The organism is Halogranum gelatinilyticum (assembly GCF_900103715.1).
Classification (GTDB): Archaea; Halobacteriota; Halobacteria; order Halobacteriales; family Haloferacaceae; genus Halogranum; species Halogranum gelatinilyticum.
The window spans coordinates 118,345-134,745 of the sequence record NZ_FNHL01000005.1; the positions used below are offsets into that span (position 1 = coordinate 118,345).

Here is a 16,401-nt window from a genome sequence, read left to right on the forward strand (position 1 = left end):
CTCACTCATCGCCGGTCCCCCGTGCCAGTTCCTCCGACCGCCGTTCTGCGGCGGCGACCGCGTCCGAGACCGCCTCGTCGGCGGTGCTCTCCCGCAGCACTTCCATCCCTTCGATGGTCGTTCCTTTCGGCGAACAGACGTCGTCGATGAGTTCGTCAATCGACTTCTCGGAGGTGAGGACGGTTTCGGCCGCACCCTTGAACGTCTGTGCTGCGAGGATTTCAGCGTCGTCGGGATCCAACCCACCGGCGACACCCGCCTGTGTCATCGCGTTCAGGAGATAGAAGACGAACGCGGGCCCGCTCCCGTTGACCGCAGTCGAGATGTGCATCTGTGCCTCGTCTACCTCGACGAAGACACCGGCGTCGCTGAGCAGTTCGACGACGTTGTCGGTGAGTTCCGCGCCGGCGACGGCGGCCGCCATGTCGCCAGTCGCGGCCGCGAGGTTCGGCATGACCCGAACGACGCTGGCGTCCGTCCGCGCTTCGAGCGTCGTCGTCGAAACCCCCGCAGCGATGGAGACGAGCGTCTGGTCGTCCGAGAGATCAAGCTCCTCTACGATCGTAGCGGTGAGGTCGGGCTTGACGACGACGAACACGACTGGAGACTCCGCAGCGACCGCGAGCTCCGTCGTGGCCGTTTCGCAGTACGGCTCGACCGCCGCGAGGGCCTCGCTGTCGACGTCACAAGCCGTTATCGTGTGTCTCCCGGTCCGTGAAAGCCCCTTCACGAGGGCACTCCCCATATTTCCACATCCGATGACGCTGACGTGTACCATTCTACTGCCCCTTGGGTGTCTGAGACACAAAGCCACTATGTTTTCGCTGAAAATCACCATCTCTTCGCTGACCGAGCGACGGCCGCACCGCTTCGGGTCCGCCGCCGGTAGGTTGATGGCCTGGCTTTCCACGTACGAACGCCAGCTGTTCGCTGCACGGTCTTCCGGATCCCTCACAGCAGGTGTCGTCGCAATCTGCCTGACGCGAGCCGCTCAGGCTCACAAAGAGATATCACCCTCCGGGTGATGTGTCTGCTATGCGTGATACCGGGGCGAACGAATCACACCAGTCCGACGGTTCCGACAGAGTGGTCTCACTCGGGGACATACCACTTCACTCGACGAACCTCCTCTCGTTACTCGACGAAGACGGTGTCATCCGGTATCAGAGCCCCTCGATCGCGCGACTGTGCGGCTTCGAGCAGGAAGATCTGGTGGACGTCCCGTGCACCGAGTGCTTCCATCCCGACGACCGTGACGCGGTGTTCAGTGCGTTCGAGAACGTCGTCTCGAGTGACGAGTTCGTCGTCGAGGCGGTCGAATACCGCCATCTGAAGGCAGACGGGACGTATCTCTGGGTCGAATCCGTCGCGTCCTCGAATCCGACGTCGAACGGCTACTACGTGATCAACACGCGTGACATCTCCGAGCGAAAGCACCACCAGAAGGAACTGGAACGTGCGAACGAACGGCTCCAGGAGTTCGCCAGCATCGTCTCGCACGACCTCCGAAACCCCCTCGCCGTCGCGCAGGGCTACCTCGAACTCGCCGAAGGTGACGCGCCGACCGAACATCACACGAAGATCTCCAATGCACTCGACCGCATGGCGACGCTCATCGACAGCCTACTGATGAACGCGCGCGGCGAGACGCGGGGCGTCGAGATCGAACCGGTCGACGTCTCGCGTCTCGCCGAAACCTGCTGGCAGAACGTCGTGAGCAAGGACGCGACGCTGCACACCGACTTCGACCGCCCGCTCCACGCCGATCCGTTGCATCTCACGCAACTCCTCGAAAACCTGTTCAGGAACGCCATCGAACACGGATGCGACGACGTCGCCATCGCCCTCGGCGCGCTCGACGACGGCTTCTACGTCGAAGACGACGGCTCCGGCATCCCGAAGGCCGAGCGCGACCGCATCTTCGAACCCGGATACACGAGTTCCGTGAGCGGAACCGGTCTTGGTCTCTCTATCGTCCAGCAGGTCGTCGACAGCCACCAGTGGAACATACGGATCACCGAGAGTTCGAGCGGCGGTGCGCGCTTCGAGATCACCGACGCCGAGTTCGCCCAGTGAGCCAGGCACGGGCGACTGCAACTCTCTCGTCTGCTTCGGGACTGTATCTCCGCGTCTCTGCGTCTCCGCGTTTCCGCGTCTCTCGGGAGACGACGTTTCCGCGGGACGGCGGCCCGTGGTTCCGCCCGTCGGTCGACCTGCGGGCCCGTAACCACCACAAGAGCTACCATCCACCACACTCTTGTCAACGGCGTATCGAGATGTCCGACCAACCCCAACACTGCACCTGTTACGAGTGTGCTCACACCTACGGCTTTCTCGGTGCCGAGCCACATCCGGGAATCTGTCCAGCCTGTGGCTCCCGCGCGGTGTCCTTCTCGGGGCAGGTCGAACTCGTCGACCCGGAGGACGTCGACGGCGACGAGCGTGACGAGGTCGCGGATCTCGGACTCGTCAACGTCGTCCACGTCTGGGGCCGAGACGCCACCGACCGACCGTTGAGCTGGCACGTCGACCTCGTCGGTACCTGCCAACAGCCGACGCTCCGCCACGTCCGCATCGGAGACCGGCGAGTGCTCCCGCGAGCGGAGTGCTGGTCGGACGACCTCGTTCCCGACGTCGTCCGTGACGCGGTTCGCGAGAGAACCGGCTCGGAGCTAGTGGTTCCGAAGGGTAAGGGAAGTCGAGACCGATAGTCTCGTGGCTACGCAGCGTTCGGATTAGCGACCCGCACGCTCGGGTCAGCTCTGTGGCGCGGCGGTCGGACGGTCGTCAGCGCGTGCTCCGTGCCGGTCGTATCTCGGCACCGCTCCGGACCATGTCGTCGCACCGAGGACAGACGCGAGGCTCGTCGACGTTGGTCGGTGTGAACACACGAACGTACTGTTTCGTGACCGCGGACCCGCAGTTCTGACAGGAGGGCATACACTGAAACGAGCCGACCGCCCCGTTGTAGTCTTTGTGGGGCCATCGTGGCAGCCACGCAACACGCATCACTCGCCCCCTCGGCTCTCGTCGTCGCCGACGACGTCCGGCCTGACCCGCTGCGACTCCTTCGTCCGGGCCGGTGGCCGACGAAGATTGATACCTGTCGAGTCCCTTCGAACCGTATCCAGATGGACCGACGGACGTATCTCACGATCAGCGGACTCACGGCCGGTGCCGCGCTGGCGGGCTGCGTCGGCAGCCCCAGTGGCGACGCGGACTCGGAGTCGACATCACGCTCAGACGACGCGTCGACGACGGACTCGGGCGAGTCGGACGATATCACGGTCGAACGCGCCGTGACGGGCTTGACACGTCCGTGGTCGCTCGAATCCCTCCCCGACGACCCGCGGCTCCTCGTGACCGAACAACGAGGACGACTGTTGCTCGCCGACCCCGAATCGGGGTCTACAGAGCGGGTCGGCGGGACGCCCGAGGTGTACGCCCGCGGACAGGGAGGTCTCCTCGACGTCGCGCTCCATCCACGGTTCCCGTCCGAGCCGTGGCTGTATCTCACCTACTCGGCCGCACGGAACGACGGAACCTCGACGACTCATCTCGGACGGGGACGACTCGACACCGATGCGGCTCGTCTCACCGAGTTCGAGCAGTTGCACGCGGCCGAACCGTTCGTCGAATCGACGGGGCATTTCGGCTCCCGGCTGACGTTCGACGCCGAGGAACGGCTGTACATGACCGTCGGCGACCGGCAGTTCAAGAACTTCGGGCCGGACCACGTCTCGCAGGATCTGACCAACGAACTCGGCTGTGTGCTCCGGTTCGAGGCCGACGGCTCGGTCCCCGCAGACAACCCGTTCGTCGACGACTCTGACGCCAGAGACACGATCTTCAGCTACGGCCACCGGAACCCGCAGGGGCTGACCACCCACCCCGAGACGGGCGAAATCTGGGAGTCGGAGTTCGGCGAACAGGACGGTGACGAGCTCAACGTCCTCGAAGCCGGGGCGAACTATGGCTGGCCCGTCGCCGACGAGGGCTGTACCTACGGCAGTGGCGAGCCCATTGGTGTCTCCCACGACGAGCGCGACGACGTCGTCGCACCCGTCTTCTCGTGGCCGTGCGGCAGTGGCGGCTTCCCCCCGAGCGGGATGGCCTTCTACACCGGCGAGACCTTCTCCGACTGGCAGGGTGACCTCTTCGTCGGCGGTCTCGCCTCGCAGTATCTCGCGCATTTCACCGTCGATGGCCGGACCGTGACGGAAGTCGACCCTCTGCTTGCCGACCGCGGCTGGCGTGTCCGCGACGTGCTGGCAGTCCCCGAGACGGGCGACCTGTACGCAATCGTCGACGCGGGCGACGCCCCGCTCGTCAGACTCAGCGTCGACGGCTAGCGTCGTCACAACTCGGCTCGTCGGAATCACGACTCCGTTACACGCCCCGTGCGACTTTCCGGCTACCACACTCCTTTGGAGTTCCTGCGCGTCTCTCTGCCTATGACGACTCTCGAACTCCCGGCCATCGGCTACGGGACGTCCGGCAAAGAAGAAGGGGACGTGTGGACCGACAGCGTCGCGGCGGCGTTGGACGCTGGCTACCGCCACGTCGACACTGCACAGATGTACGAGAACGAGGCCGAAGTCGGTGCTGGCATCCGCCAGAGTTCCGTGGACCGCGAGGACGTGATACTGGCGACGAAGGTCCACCCGGACAACCTCGCAGCCGACGATGCGGTGCGCACGGCCAACGAGAGCCTGGACCGCCTCGGCGTCGAGAAGGTCGAGATGCTCTACGTCCACTGGCCTGCCAAGGCGTACGACGCCGCGGAGACGCTGTCCGCCTTCGACGAACTCCACGACGAGGGCGTGATGGACTACGTCTGTCTGAGCAACTTCACACCCGAGTTGTTGGACGAAGCGCGCTCCATCTTGGACGCCCCCATCGCCGCCCATCAGGTCGAGTGTCACCCGCTGCTCCCGCAGGACGAACTCAGAGCGTACGCGAAGCAACACGGCCACCACCTCGTCGGCTACTCGCCGTTGGGCCGTGGCGAGATTCTCGACCACCCGGTTCTCTCCGACATCGCTTCGAAACACGACGTCTCGACCGCACAAGTCTGTCTCGCGTGGGCCATCGAACACGACGTCGTCCCCATCCCGAAAGCGACCGGTGACCACATCACGGACAACCTTCGTGCTTCGGAGTTACAGCTGGACGACGAGGACCTCACGGCAATCGACAGCATCGACGAGCGACGGCGCGTCATCGACCCCGACATCGGCCCGTGGAACCAGAGCTGACGCTAGCGCTCGTTCCATTGAAAGCTAGGACGAGGCTCGCGGGCAAAAAACGGTGACCGGTTCTGAACCTCGTCAGCGTCGTATCCAGAACCCCTGCCCGATATGCGCGCTGTATTCAGCACACCCGCTGAAAGCTACCCAATCTCTGTCAGAAGTCGCGTGCAACATACAGAGGCAGTATGCAGCACGGTCTCTAAATTCAGATGTCGGTGACAAACTTATCATAGAGTTTGCCAAGAAGGAGAACAACCACAATGATTCCAACCCAAAGAAAAGCGGCTAAAAGGAATTCTTCAATGCTTCCAGGTCCATCCAGCCCGGATTGAAGAAGCAAAATCATCTGTTTAGATGAGTTTGTACACCAATTGATGAAGTCCTTTGGGCTCGGCACCTCTTGATGAATATGTGCCCTCTATTCAGCACAAGCAGGAAAGCCTACTCGAGATGCGACAATCGTGAGAGTGTTCATCTCTTCGTCGAAGATTAGGCATTTTCGTCTATCCACTCGCAGAAGGCCTCGAAATTGTTTGCTCCGGCACTTTCGGCGATGCTTCGGAGCGTCCCGGTACGGAGTTCGCTATGCAGTGGGACAGTCACTTGTCGGCGGTCCGCTTCGTTCGTCGGGTGTTCGTAGTACAGTTGGGCGTGGTCGCCGGTCGTACGTCGCCACTCGAACCCACCGACGTTGACCAGCACCTTCACTACCTCCGTTCCAGAGAACGTTCGCCGACCCATCGATTAGTCGAGGACGTCCGGCGGTTCCTGATCGCCAGTGGTATTGTTCGCGGGGTTGATTCCCAGCGCACGAAGTTCTTCGTCCGTCGGTTCGCGGCCACGTTTCCCAATATGGACTGCGACAGCGTCGTCGAGATTGTCCAGTGCCTCCTCTCTGGACTCTCCCTGCGTGGTCACGCCCGTATCGACGTCCTTCGCGATCCACCAGCCGTCCTCTTGCCAGAGACGAATCTCGCCATCGTTGGCGTCGCCGTTCCGAGTCGAACTGGCCATCTTACCTCTAGTTGCCGGATGAGGCGTATAAGCATTCGGCATACCGCTCTCGCTACGAAGACACAAACGTGGTTTCTCCAGTAAGGTGTTCAGGATCGGGTCAGCATGATGACCGACTCGCGCGCTGTATTCAGCACACCCACTGAAACCTCTCCGAACGCTGTCAGAAGTTGTGAGACACCCGTCTTCTTTCGTAGTGCATGCTGTCTTTGGTGCCCTTGAGATGAGCTCCTGACTCGGAGACGGACACGGGCGAACCGACCCCGACCACAGTACGACTGTCGTCAGCGATAGCTCAACAAACGGAGTCCGTTCAACGAGACGAGCACAGTCGAATGTGGACTCTTCGCGCCCCGTTTCGACGACTGGTCGGTGCGAGTGGGCTCGCAAACCGGGCTATCAAGGCCCGAACGCCGCGATGTCGGCACCGACCGTCGCCAGCGCGTCGGCGGGGTTCGGGTCGCTGTCGGCCAGATGGGTGTAGCGGTGCTTCGGGATGGTCGCCAATGCCGCTGCGACGGCCTCGCTATACGTTTCGACACCCGGTTCCGTTGGGTCGTCGCCGCCCCAGACGTCCCGAATGACGGTCATCGAGTCGATCCGGACTTCGAGCTGTTGTGGGTCGTAGCGTGTCAACAGCTCGGAGAGTCCGAGCTGGAGGGCGACGTACTCGGCGGTGTTGTTCCCGGTGTGGGAACCAGCGGGACGGCCGAGACGGGCGAGTTCGGTCTCCTCGGCGTCCATGATGACCGCCCCCGCACCCGCAGGACCGGGGTTGCCGCGTGAGCTTCCGTCGACGTAGAGGACGAACGAATCACCCGACGACTCGGGGGGAGTCGGTCGAGCGATGTCCGACGACAACAGCTCTTCGAGTGCCCGACGCAGTTCCGCCCGCGAGGTCGCCGGGTCGAACAGTCCGCCATAGCCGGGGACGGCGTCGTCGATGACGGCTATTGCGGTCTCCATCTCGTAGCCCACCCCTGCGAGCACCTCGTCGACGAGCGTCGCGAGCGGCGAGAGCTGTTCGGCTGGGAGCGGTTCGGCGGTCACATGCCCCTCCCTGGGTCTCTCCCGGCGATGCTCTCGCCTGTCACGGATCTGGTCACCCGAGCGCGCCACTGCATAGAGGCGTTCCGTGGCCGAGCGACATAATCCCTTCAGATATCCCACGGACGACGCCGCGGTAGCCTCGTGGGTCGGTTCCGTTCCTCCGGTTTCCTCGAACTCTCACCTCAGTGACCCGAACACCGATATACACCGTTTGCGAATAGTCGGCCAATGAAAGTCTTCGAAACGCAGCTTCCGGGTGTCGGGCAACGGTACACACTGACGTTCCCGTCCGGCGGCCAGTTCGTCGTCGTGTTGCACAACGACGGCCGTCGGCGGACGTACTGGCGAGACGACGCTGCGACGGACGGGGAAGAACTCTTCGAGGTCACGGAATCGCAGGCACGAAAGATCGCGGAGATCTTCGACGGCACGTACTTCAACCCAGTCGAAGAGGGACTCGACGACGCGTTCGAGGATGCCCGCATCAAATGGATCGAGATCGGCAACACCTCACCGATTGCGAACCAACGGATTCGTGAGACATCACTCCGAAGCCGGACGGGTGTTTCGATTCTCGCGATTCAGCGGGGTGACCGGACCCTCTCGAACCCGAACGCCGACACCGAGGTGCTTCCCGGAGACATCCTCGTCGTCGTCGGGACCGACGAGGCGTACGAGGCACTCGACGCGGTCCTCACCGGCTGACCTTCGAGTGAAACTCCGGGACCCCTAACGCCTTTCACCTCCCACGAGAACAGACGGTTCAGTGTGAGCGAATTTAACCTCCTGTTTACCGCTGGCGTGCTCTTCTTGTTGCTCGCCGGAGCCGGTGCGCTCGCGCTCCGTCTCAAGCAGTCGGTCATCCCCGCGTACATCATCGTCGGAATCCTCGTCGGTCCCTACGCACCGTCTCTCGGCGGTCTCTCACTGACACTCGTCGACAGCCCCGCAATCGTTCGACTCTTTGCCGAACTGGGTGTTGTCTTGCTTTTGTTCTTCGTCGGCCTCGAACTCAGTCTGGACCAAGTCTTCGCAAACCGCACCAAGTTCCTTTGGGCGGGTGTTGCCGACGTCGGCATCAGCTTGCCACTCGGGGTCGTGTTGGGGCTGGCGTTCGGGTTCACGTGGCTCGAAGCCGGATTCATCGCCCTCATCGTGTTCAACTCCTCGACGGTCATCATCGCGAAGTCACTCATCGACCTCGGCTGGATCGCCGACCCGGAGGGCCAGGCGATCCTCGGAGTGGTCGTCATCGAGGACGTGCTGACGGCCCTCGGATTCGCCCTGCTCTCCGTGTTCCTGCTCGGCGGGACGGACGCATCGGCTATCGCACTCTCTATCGGCCAGTCGCTGCTCTTTCTCGTCCTCTTGCTCGGTGTGGCGTACTACGGAGCGACAGTGCTCGACCGTGTGTTCGAGACGCGGTCGTCCGAGATATTCGTCCTCGGGGTGCTGGGGGTTGGTGCGTTCGTCGCCGGAGCTGGGCTGCTGACCGGCGTCAGTGAGGCCGTTGCGGCGTTCCTCGTCGGAACCGCCTTCGGCCGGACCGGCCACGCTGCTCGCATCGAACGGCTGATCACACCCAGCCGTGACCTCTTCGCCGCGCTGTTCTTTCTCGTCGTCGGACTCCAGACGGACCCAGCCCTGCTCACCGCCACCTTCGGTTTCGTCCTCGTGGTCGCCGCCGTCACGACGGTGGGACAACTCGTCAGTGGCTTCCTCGCTGGACGGGCGTACGGACTGGACAGACAGCGTGCCGTCCGCGTCGGCTGCGCCTTGACCCCCCGTGGGGAGTTCTCCCTCGTCATCGCGGCGTTTCTGGTGACCGCCGGTACGACGCCGGTACTACGGGAGACGATTCCGGCCTTCACTGTTGGCTACGTGCTCGTCACGAGTATTCTCGGGACGGTGTTGATGCGTAACGCGGACCGTCTCTCGGGCGGCCTCCAGCGCGTCGCTGGTCAGTCTCAGTGAGCGATCACCACTGGTTTCACAAAACCACCCGGTCCGTCGAGTCTGGAATGGCCATGCTCAAGGAGTACAGGAACAGTCGTCTACAAAATGGAACGCGGACTACCGGGGGGAAAAGACGACCGACGACTCGTCCTCGGGTCGGTCATCCTCAGTACGTTCTTCATCGGCTTTGGCGGTGGCGTCATCTTCCCTATCTTGCCGAACCTCGGTGCCGTTCTCGGAATATCCCCGTTTCTCGTCGGTCTCATCTTGAGCGCAAACCGGTTTTCACGGCTGTTCGCGAACGCCCCTGCTGGAAGCCTCGTCGACCGATTCGGGACGAGAAAGCCGTTCGTCATCGGGATGTTCATCCAGGGAATCTCCACGTCCGGGTACGTTATCGCGGTGCTCGCACCGCTTCCCGAGGCCTGGTTCATGGCCGCTCGCGTCCTCTGGGGCATCGGGAGCGCGCTCGTCTTCGCGACCGCGTACACCATCGCTGACGACATCAGTGACGGTGGGTCACGAGGGTCGAATATGGGGCTCATCAGAGGTGGAGTGCTCTTCGGCTTTCCGACGGGTGTGGTACTCGGTGGTCTGGTCAGTGCACTCTCCGGGAACCTCGTCGCGTTCGCCGTCGCGACCGCCTTCGCGTTCCTCGCCAGCATCGTCGCCTACTCGACGGTACCGGAAACACACGTCGAGGCAGGAGTGAACCAGTCGGTCAAGCCGTGGGACATCAACACGAGTCTCCCTGCGATTACGGTCGGTTTAGTGAACTTCGCCGTCCTGTTCGTCTACATCGGGGCGTTGTTCGCAACGCTCGTCGTGTTTCTCAGCCAGAACCAACTCAGCCTCTTTGGACTCGATGCTCAGGGGACCTCGGGTCTGTACATGGGCATCACCGTCGTTGCTGCGGGCCTCTCGATGTATCTCGGTGGGGCTATCAGCGACCGAACTCAGTCACGAGTTCCGATTCTGCTCGTCTTTCTGGGCGTCACGTCGGTCGGTTTCCTGCTGCTCGCGCTCGCGAACTCGGTCTCGGTGCTGGCGGTCGCGTGTCTCTGCATCGGACTCGGCCAAGGCGGTACGAGCGGCCCACTGATGGCACTGTTGGGTGACCTCGTCGCCGACGGCGAAATGGGTCGCGCTGTGGGAACGAACAACGTGTTCGGGGACATCGGCGGCGGGTTTGGTCCGATTATCACGCTCCCAATCGTCGATACGGTTGGCTTTTGGCCCGTCTACCTCTGCTGTGCGGCCATGCCGCTCGTCGCTGTTGTGATTCTCCTGAGCGGGGTCAGACGGGAGACCGGCCACTTTCTCCCGCGTGTTGGATCCTGACGTGCCGTCCGCTGTGTCGTCCTGAGACGCGGTTCAAGATGGCCTTCCGATGACTCAGGCACTGTTGAGGTTCCCGCCGTCGACGACGATGGATTCGGCAGTCACGTACGACGACAGGTCGCTCGCGAGGAACAGACAGACGCCGGCGACGTCTTCTGGCGTTCCGAAACGCCGGAGCGGCAGTACTGCCTTCAACTGTTCACCCGCTTCGGTGCCGACGATGGGGGAGTCGTCGGTCGTCATCGCAGTCTCGATGACGCCAGGGTGGACGACGTTGACGCGAACCCCGTCGGGACCGAGTTCGTTCGCCAACGCGTACGAGAACAGCCGGACTCCTCCCTTCGCGGCGGAATACGGCGTGATGCCGCCGTAGCCCACCATCCCGGCGACGCTGGACATATTGACGATACTCCCGCCGTTACCGTGCTCGACCATCGCGAGAGCGGCAGCCTTCGAGCCGTGGAAGACGCCGTCGAGGTTCACCGCCATCAGCGTCCGGTAGTCGTCCATATCCAACTCGACAAGCGGGACCTGCGGCCCGACGATTCCCGCGTTGTTGACCATGATGTCGACCCCGCCGAACGGGTCGGCCGCCTCGACGGCGTCGACGCAGTCGTCGTAGTTCGTGACGTCGCATTCGACGAATACCGCGTCACCACCCCGTGATTCGACGAGTTCGTGTGTCGGCTCGCCGCCCTCTCGCGGGTCGTCTCGGACGTCGGCGACGACGACCGCCGCTCCGTGTTCGGCGAACAGTTCTGCGATGGCCCGCCCGTTCCCACTCGCTGCACCCGTTACGACAGCTGTCTTGCCTTCGAGAAGTGACATACGACTACAATTAGTTCACGTTAATAATAAATGATCGTGAAGGACATTCTCGTCTCACCGCTCAGCTACGCAGAACGTCTCTCGCGAGCGGTAACCGGACGACGAACGTCGCGCCCGTCGGGTCGTTGTCCTCGACCCAGACGTCACCGCCGTAGCTCTGTACCACCGTGTCGACGAGATACAGGCCGAGTCCGGTGCCCTGACTCTCGAGTCCCTTCTCGCCGCGGCCGAACACCTCCTCTTTCTGCTCGTCGGCGATGCCCGGCCCGTTGTCCGAGACGCGGACGAGGACGTCGTCCGTCCGCGTCTCTGCGGAAACCGTCACCACGGGATCCGCGCGGCGGTTGTGCCGAACCGCGTTCGTGAGCAGGTTTCGGAAGACTGTCCCGAGGAGGTCGTCGGCGACGATCTCCACGTCGGGAATCTCGTGCGGGACGTCGACGGCCACCTCGTGGTATCCCGACCGGATCGAACTCACCTCCGTCATGAGGACGTCCCGGAGGGAGACGGCCTCGGTCGTCTCCTCGCTGTCGACCATCGTGGTCATGAGTGCCCGAACCGACTCGGTGAGTTCGGTCGCGTGCTCGCCGCTGTTGACAATCGTCTCCAGTCGCCGGGTTACGGTCTCGTCGTCGGTGACGTCCTGCACGAGGCGCGCGTTTCCGAGCACGACCATCATGTCGTTGCGGATGTCGTGGCGGAGGATCTCGTTCAGCAGCGTCAGCTTCTCGTTTCGGTCGCGAATCGTCTGCTGCTGTTCGTGCAACTCCGTCACGTCACGGAGAACGACCACCCAGCCGACCGTCTGACCCTGTCGTTCGAGCTGCTGGCTCCGAACGCTCAGTGAGCGTGGGGTCGCGGCGTCGACGGTAATCACCTCGGTCGGCGGTGCTTCGACGTCGAACGACGGATGGACGTCCGTCGCGGCCATCCCGAAGGAGCCACCGAGCTGTTCGAGCAGTTCGCTCCCCCGTTCGTTGGCGTGGATGACCCGTTTCTCGGCGTCGAGGACGAGCACGCTGTCGGGCGATGCCTCCATCGCAGCCGTGTACGCGATCGGCGAGAGGTCGAGGAACTGGTAGCGATGGATGGCCAGTCCGAGGGCGAGCGAGGTGATGCCCGCCGACGCCGGAATGAAGTTGACGCTGTCGGAGACGAACGGCGGAACCTGCGCGAGGCTGAGGAGCACGAAGGCAAACGGCGCGGCCACGCCTGCGGTGACCAACAACGCCTGTGGGAGATATTCCCGGCCGATCCGAACCGCCCTCGTGAGGATCAACCCGACGGCGATCACCGACATGAGGGCGTTGTACAGCAGCTCTAAGACGAGATGCGCGATGCTCGTCTCGACGCGAAGGACGACCAAGCCACCCGAGTCGACGATTCGCGTCGACTCGATGATAACCCCGTTTGGGTTGACGAACAGCAAGACTAGGTAGACGGCCGGGACGGCCAGCAACGGGAGTACGTTGCGTGCCCGAAGTTCGCGTATCCGGTTCGTGTGGATGAGGACGAACAGGAGCGCGAACGCGCCCAGCGGCGCGATTCCGAAGTAGAGCAGCCGGTAGAAGAGAAGCTTCGTCGCCGGGTCGGTGTGGAGCAGTTTGAGCGTCGAAAAGAGCGTCCAGACGACGAGTCCCAGATTCACCGCACAGAACGACGTGAGCAGCGGCGTCGTCCCGTTCGACCGCATATACTGCACGCTGTAGCCACCGAGGAGGACGGACACGAGCGTCGCCATCACCGTCGGCAACGCCAGTGGTGTGAACTGCCAGCTCATCTACGGCGGCAAGACTGACCGATAGCAGAGAGAGATCCACGCTTCGTTCATAGAGTTACGCTGGACAGTTCACTAAAGCATCAAAAAAGCCTGTCGTAATACACGCGGTACACCGCACGAAGCAGCGTCCTTTCGACGGATTCGGTCAGTCACTCCGACGGGGCTGTCGTCTCGCTGTCATCGATGCGCGTCGGCGTCGAACCTACGGACGCGACGAACCACCGGACGCGATGAACCACCGGACGCGACGAACCACGGACTACCAGTCTCTCTCTGCCGGGTCGGCTGCTGCGTACCGGACGATGGCGTCGAAGGTCGACGGCGAGACCTCGTCACCGCCGGTGATGCCGCGGGCATCTTCCGACCGGAGCGACGACTCGACGAACTCGCGGGCGACGAGTGCCCGCCGGGCGTCGTCCTCGTGGTCGAGTTGCCACTGTGCGTCTTCGAGGAGGACGGCCGCGGTCGTCACGTCGAAGATATAGTCTGTGAGTTCCTTCGCCTGCTGCTGGGCGTATCCGGAACTCCCCGCGCCGACGGCGGCCATCGCACTCGCCAGCCCGTCGTGCTCCGAACGGACCGTCGCGACGAGATCCTCCAGCACCGGATGCGAGACCGCGTTCAGTCGCTCCTCGGTTAGAGCGAGCACCGGTTCGTGGGCGGCCTCGCGGTCCATCGCCCGCAGGACGTCGAGTGCCATCACGTTCGAGGCACCCTCCCAGATAGGGAGGACCTGTGCGTTCCGCAGCAGTCGCGGATGGACGAACTCCTCGACGTAGCCGTTGCCGCCCTTGATCTCCATCGCGTAGGAGGCCGTGTCGACCGCCATCCGCGCCGTCCGGTATTTCGCGACCGGGACGAGCAGCCGCATGAGCCGGTGGGCCTCGTCGTCGTCCCCGCGCTGGCGACGGTGGAACGCGGCGACGGCCTCGAAGGTGAACGCCAGTGCGGCCTCGTGGTCGACGGCCATCACCACGAGGTCTCGCCGCAGCAGGGGGTGTTCGTCGAGCCGTCGGCCGAACACCTCGCGGTTCGCCGCGTGGACCTTCGACTCCAACAGCGCGCGCCCCATAACGCCGCAGGAACTCATCGAGTTGTAGAGCCGTTCGGCGTTCAGCATCGCCGACATCTGTCGGAAGCCGTCCTCGGGTTCACCCACCAGAGACGCCTCGGCTCCCTCGAACTCGATCTCGCCCGTCGGCACGGTGCGCGTCCCGAGTTTGTCCTTCAGCCGGCGAATCCGGTAGTTCGTCGGCTCCCCCGCGCTGTCGTGCGTCGAGACGAGAAACAGCGACAGTCCCTGGGTCCCGTCGGGTGCGTCCGGGCGACGAGCGAGCGCGAGGGCGGCCGCCGAGTCGGCGTTCGAGCAGAACCACTTCTCGCCGTACAGCCGGTAGCTGCCGTCGTCCTGCGGTTCGGCGACGACCTCGTTGGCACCGACGTCGGTGCCGCCCTGCCGCTCGGTGAGGAACATCGCCCCCGTGGTGAGGTCGTCGTAGTCGCGGGCGGTCAGAGCGTCGTAGAACTCCTGCAACGACCCGTCGTCGAACCGGTCGAGCACGAGCGCGGCCCCGGCGGTCATCGCGCCCGGACAGCCGAGGCCCATGCTCGCGGCGTACTCCATCAGGTAGAACTGCCCGAAATGGTAGGGAAACGAGACCGGCTCGTCGCGGCCGGGCGGGGCCTCGAAGACGTCGCTGACGAGACCGGCCTCGTAGACCAGTCGCTCGTTCTCGACGTGGGCCGGATGGTGTTGGATGTCGTTGACGACCTCGCCGTTCTTGTCGTAGGTGCGGAGGGTGGGCGGGTTGTCGTCGGCGACGTCGGCGTTGTCGGCAACGGTGTGGCCGATGAGCTCGCCGAACTCGCGCAGTCGTGACTCGCCCCAGTCGAGTTCGGCGGCGTCGCAGTGGCGTCGGAGTTCGAACTGGAGGGCTCGGTCGTGCGTGTAGTAGTTGCAGTGGCGACCTTCGTCGAGGGAGCCGTAATCGCTCGGGGTCTCTCGTCGACTCATTGACCTGTCGTCGGCTGCCGGTAGTAAATAGGTGCCGTCGCAGCGGGTGGTGTGGATGGTGGGGGTGGAGCGGCTGTTAGTCTTTGCCCTGTACGGGCCACTGCGGGAAGATCGGTTCCTCCAGTCGCTCTATCTCGTCGTCGGTCAACCCGACCGAGAGGGCCTCGACGTTCTCCTCCAGATGGTCGAGACGGCGGGGGCCGATGATGGGGGCGTCGACGACCTCCTTGTGGAGCAGCCACGCGAGACTGACCTGTGCTGGCGTCGCGTCCTTCTCGGCGGCGAGACGACGGACCTCGTCGATGACCTGCCAGTTCTCCTCGGTGAAGCGGTTTTTCGTGTAGTCGTCGGTCTCCGCGCGCGTGCCCTCCGGCACCGAGTCGTCGTCGCGGTCGTACTTCCCGGCGAGAAAGCCACCGGCCAGCGGCGACCACGGGATGACGCCGACGCCCTGGTCGGCACAGATGGGGAGGAGATTCGCCTCCTCGTGACGGTCGACGAGGTTGTACTCCGGCTGCATACAGGCGAACCGTTCGAGTCCCTCCAGGTCGGCTTCGTAGAGTGCCTTCGAGAACTGCCAGCCCGCCATCGTGCTCGCGCCGAGATAGCGGACCTTTCCGGACGTGACCAGATAGTCCAACGCCTCCAGGGTCTCCTCGATGGGCGTGTGGTCATCCCAGCGGTGGATCTGATAGAGGTCGATGTAGTCCGTCCCGAGTCTATCGAGACTCCCTTCCACCTGGTCGAGGATGTGCTTTCGCGACAGGCCGCGCTTGTTCGGCCCGTCGCCCATGTCGAAGTAGACCTTCGTCGCGAGTACCAGCTCCTCGCGGTCGTGACCCTCGATGGCCTCGCCGAGAATCATCTCGCTCTCGCCGCGCGAGTAGGCGTTCGCGGTGTCGAAGAAGTTGATGCCGAGGTCGAGCGCGCGTTCGACGACCTCGATACTCGCGTCGGGGTCGTTCATCATCCAGTCCTGTCCGGAGCCGAAGTTCAGACAGCCGAGGCAGAGCCGCGAGACTTCGAGACCGGTTCGGCCGAGTCGTGTGTACTCCATGGTTCTCCGGTACGTGGCGGGGGGTGATATACCGACAGCACCGGCGACAGACGGGAACGCCGACTCTTCGGCGTACGGGCGACCGACCAGTATCGGTAAGCCCGCACAC

General features: G+C 63.5%; 16 protein-coding genes. 7 read left to right on the forward strand and 9 right to left on the reverse strand.

What is annotated here, in order from left to right; all coding sequences use genetic code 11:
• Position 1: 1 nt before the first annotated feature.
• Positions 2–778, reverse strand: coding sequence for a pyrroline-5-carboxylate reductase (proC, locus tag BLR57_RS16210; RefSeq protein ID WP_089699296.1), 777 nt, complete (start codon positions 776–778; stop codon positions 2–4).
• A 257-nt stretch (positions 779–1,035) separates the two neighbouring features.
• On the opposite strand from proC, the gene BLR57_RS16215 reads away from it, so the two are divergent.
• Complete coding sequence (locus tag BLR57_RS16215; protein WP_089699298.1) at positions 1,036–2,076, forward strand: PAS domain-containing sensor histidine kinase; 1,041 nt, start codon at positions 1,036–1,038, stop codon at positions 2,074–2,076.
• Positions 2,077–2,276: 200 nt separating this feature from the next.
• Positions 2,277–2,711, forward strand: a complete 435-nt coding sequence (locus tag BLR57_RS16220) for a hypothetical protein (RefSeq protein ID WP_139173383.1) — start codon at positions 2,277–2,279, stop codon at positions 2,709–2,711.
• A 76-nt stretch (positions 2,712–2,787) separates the two neighbouring features.
• Here the strand turns inward: BLR57_RS16220 and BLR57_RS20050 are convergent, their stop codons facing one another.
• Complete coding sequence (locus tag BLR57_RS20050; RefSeq protein WP_449271669.1) at positions 2,788–2,940, reverse strand: DUF7563 family protein; 153 nt, start codon at positions 2,938–2,940, stop codon at positions 2,788–2,790.
• 191 nt (positions 2,941–3,131) lie between these two features.
• On the opposite strand from BLR57_RS20050, the gene BLR57_RS16225 reads away from it, so the two are divergent.
• Positions 3,132–4,352, forward strand: coding sequence for a PQQ-dependent sugar dehydrogenase (locus tag BLR57_RS16225; RefSeq protein ID WP_089699302.1), 1,221 nt, complete (start codon positions 3,132–3,134; stop codon positions 4,350–4,352).
• Between the two features lie 102 nt (positions 4,353–4,454).
• Positions 4,455–5,258, forward strand: a complete 804-nt coding sequence (locus BLR57_RS16230) for an aldo/keto reductase (RefSeq protein ID WP_089699304.1) — start codon at positions 4,455–4,457, stop codon at positions 5,256–5,258.
• Between the two features lie 483 nt (positions 5,259–5,741).
• Here the strand turns inward: BLR57_RS16230 and BLR57_RS16235 are convergent, their stop codons facing one another.
• The 3 genes from BLR57_RS16235 to BLR57_RS16245 form a co-directional block, all read right to left on the reverse strand.
• Entirely contained in the window at positions 5,742–5,993 is a 252-nt protein-coding gene (locus tag BLR57_RS16235; RefSeq protein ID WP_089699306.1) for a type II toxin-antitoxin system HicA family toxin, read from the reverse strand.
• A 3-nt stretch (positions 5,994–5,996) separates the two neighbouring features.
• Positions 5,997–6,266 carry a type II toxin-antitoxin system HicB family antitoxin gene (locus tag BLR57_RS16240; protein ID WP_089699308.1) on the reverse strand — a complete coding sequence of 90 codons (270 nt, stop codon included), beginning with the start codon at positions 6,264–6,266 and terminating at the stop codon, positions 5,997–5,999.
• A 399-nt stretch (positions 6,267–6,665) separates the two neighbouring features.
• On the reverse strand, positions 6,666–7,316 hold the full coding sequence (locus BLR57_RS16245; protein WP_089699310.1) for a ribonuclease HI family protein: 651 nt from the start codon (positions 7,314–7,316) through the stop codon (positions 6,666–6,668).
• 228 nt (positions 7,317–7,544) lie between these two features.
• Between BLR57_RS16245 and BLR57_RS16250 the strand changes: the two genes are divergently transcribed.
• From BLR57_RS16250 to BLR57_RS16260, 3 genes are all read left to right on the forward strand, one after another.
• Entirely contained in the window at positions 7,545–8,021 is a 477-nt protein-coding gene (locus BLR57_RS16250) for a cation:proton antiporter regulatory subunit (RefSeq protein WP_089699312.1), read from the forward strand.
• A 63-nt stretch (positions 8,022–8,084) separates the two neighbouring features.
• Complete coding sequence (locus BLR57_RS16255; RefSeq protein ID WP_244510063.1) at positions 8,085–9,290, forward strand: cation:proton antiporter; 1,206 nt, start codon at positions 8,085–8,087, stop codon at positions 9,288–9,290.
• Positions 9,291–9,377: 87 nt separating this feature from the next.
• Complete coding sequence (locus BLR57_RS16260) at positions 9,378–10,613, forward strand: MFS transporter (RefSeq protein WP_089699313.1); 1,236 nt, start codon at positions 9,378–9,380, stop codon at positions 10,611–10,613.
• Positions 10,614–10,667: 54 nt separating this feature from the next.
• Here BLR57_RS16260 and BLR57_RS16265 read toward each other — a convergent pair whose 3' ends face one another.
• From BLR57_RS16265 to BLR57_RS16280, 4 genes are all read right to left on the reverse strand, one after another.
• Positions 10,668–11,441, reverse strand: coding sequence for an SDR family oxidoreductase (locus tag BLR57_RS16265; protein WP_089699315.1), 774 nt, complete (start codon positions 11,439–11,441; stop codon positions 10,668–10,670).
• A gap of 61 nt (positions 11,442–11,502) precedes the next feature.
• Complete coding sequence (locus BLR57_RS16270; RefSeq protein WP_089699317.1) at positions 11,503–13,221, reverse strand: sensor histidine kinase; 1,719 nt, start codon at positions 13,219–13,221, stop codon at positions 11,503–11,505.
• Positions 13,222–13,480: 259 nt separating this feature from the next.
• Positions 13,481–15,235, reverse strand: coding sequence for an acyl-CoA dehydrogenase family protein (locus BLR57_RS16275; protein WP_089699319.1), 1,755 nt, complete (start codon positions 15,233–15,235; stop codon positions 13,481–13,483).
• A gap of 76 nt (positions 15,236–15,311) precedes the next feature.
• Positions 15,312–16,292 (reverse strand): aldo/keto reductase, encoded by a 981-nt coding sequence (locus BLR57_RS16280; protein WP_089699321.1) that lies wholly within the window; start codon positions 16,290–16,292, stop codon positions 15,312–15,314.
• Between the last annotated feature and the right edge of the window lie 109 nt (positions 16,293–16,401).

What these genes read in the sequence shown, in the direction of transcription:
- proC (WP_089699296.1), bottom strand. Translation starts at nt 778, where the DNA reads ATGGTACACGTCAGCGTCATCGGATGTGGAAATATGGGGAGTGCCCTC.
- BLR57_RS16215 (WP_089699298.1), top strand. Translation starts at nt 1,036, where the DNA reads ATGCGTGATACCGGGGCGAACGAATCACACCAGTCCGACGGTTCCGAC.
- BLR57_RS16220 (WP_139173383.1), top strand. Translation starts at nt 2,277, where the DNA reads ATGTCCGACCAACCCCAACACTGCACCTGTTACGAGTGTGCTCACACC.
- BLR57_RS20050 (WP_449271669.1), bottom strand. Translation starts at nt 2,940, where the DNA reads ATGCCCTCCTGTCAGAACTGCGGGTCCGCGGTCACGAAACAGTACGTT.
- BLR57_RS16225 (WP_089699302.1), top strand. Translation starts at nt 3,132, where the DNA reads ATGGACCGACGGACGTATCTCACGATCAGCGGACTCACGGCCGGTGCC.
- BLR57_RS16230 (WP_089699304.1), top strand. Translation starts at nt 4,455, where the DNA reads ATGACGACTCTCGAACTCCCGGCCATCGGCTACGGGACGTCCGGCAAA.
- BLR57_RS16235 (WP_089699306.1), bottom strand. Translation starts at nt 5,993, where the DNA reads ATGGGTCGGCGAACGTTCTCTGGAACGGAGGTAGTGAAGGTGCTGGTC.
- BLR57_RS16240 (WP_089699308.1), bottom strand. Translation starts at nt 6,266, where the DNA reads ATGGCCAGTTCGACTCGGAACGGCGACGCCAACGATGGCGAGATTCGT.
- BLR57_RS16250 (WP_089699312.1), top strand. Translation starts at nt 7,545, where the DNA reads ATGAAAGTCTTCGAAACGCAGCTTCCGGGTGTCGGGCAACGGTACACA.
- BLR57_RS16260 (WP_089699313.1), top strand. Translation starts at nt 9,378, where the DNA reads ATGGAACGCGGACTACCGGGGGGAAAAGACGACCGACGACTCGTCCTC.
- BLR57_RS16265 (WP_089699315.1), bottom strand. Translation starts at nt 11,441, where the DNA reads ATGTCACTTCTCGAAGGCAAGACAGCTGTCGTAACGGGTGCAGCGAGT.
- BLR57_RS16270 (WP_089699317.1), bottom strand. Translation starts at nt 13,221, where the DNA reads ATGAGCTGGCAGTTCACACCACTGGCGTTGCCGACGGTGATGGCGACG.
- BLR57_RS16275 (WP_089699319.1), bottom strand. Translation starts at nt 15,235, where the DNA reads ATGAGTCGACGAGAGACCCCGAGCGATTACGGCTCCCTCGACGAAGGT.
- BLR57_RS16280 (WP_089699321.1), bottom strand. Translation starts at nt 16,292, where the DNA reads ATGGAGTACACACGACTCGGCCGAACCGGTCTCGAAGTCTCGCGGCTC.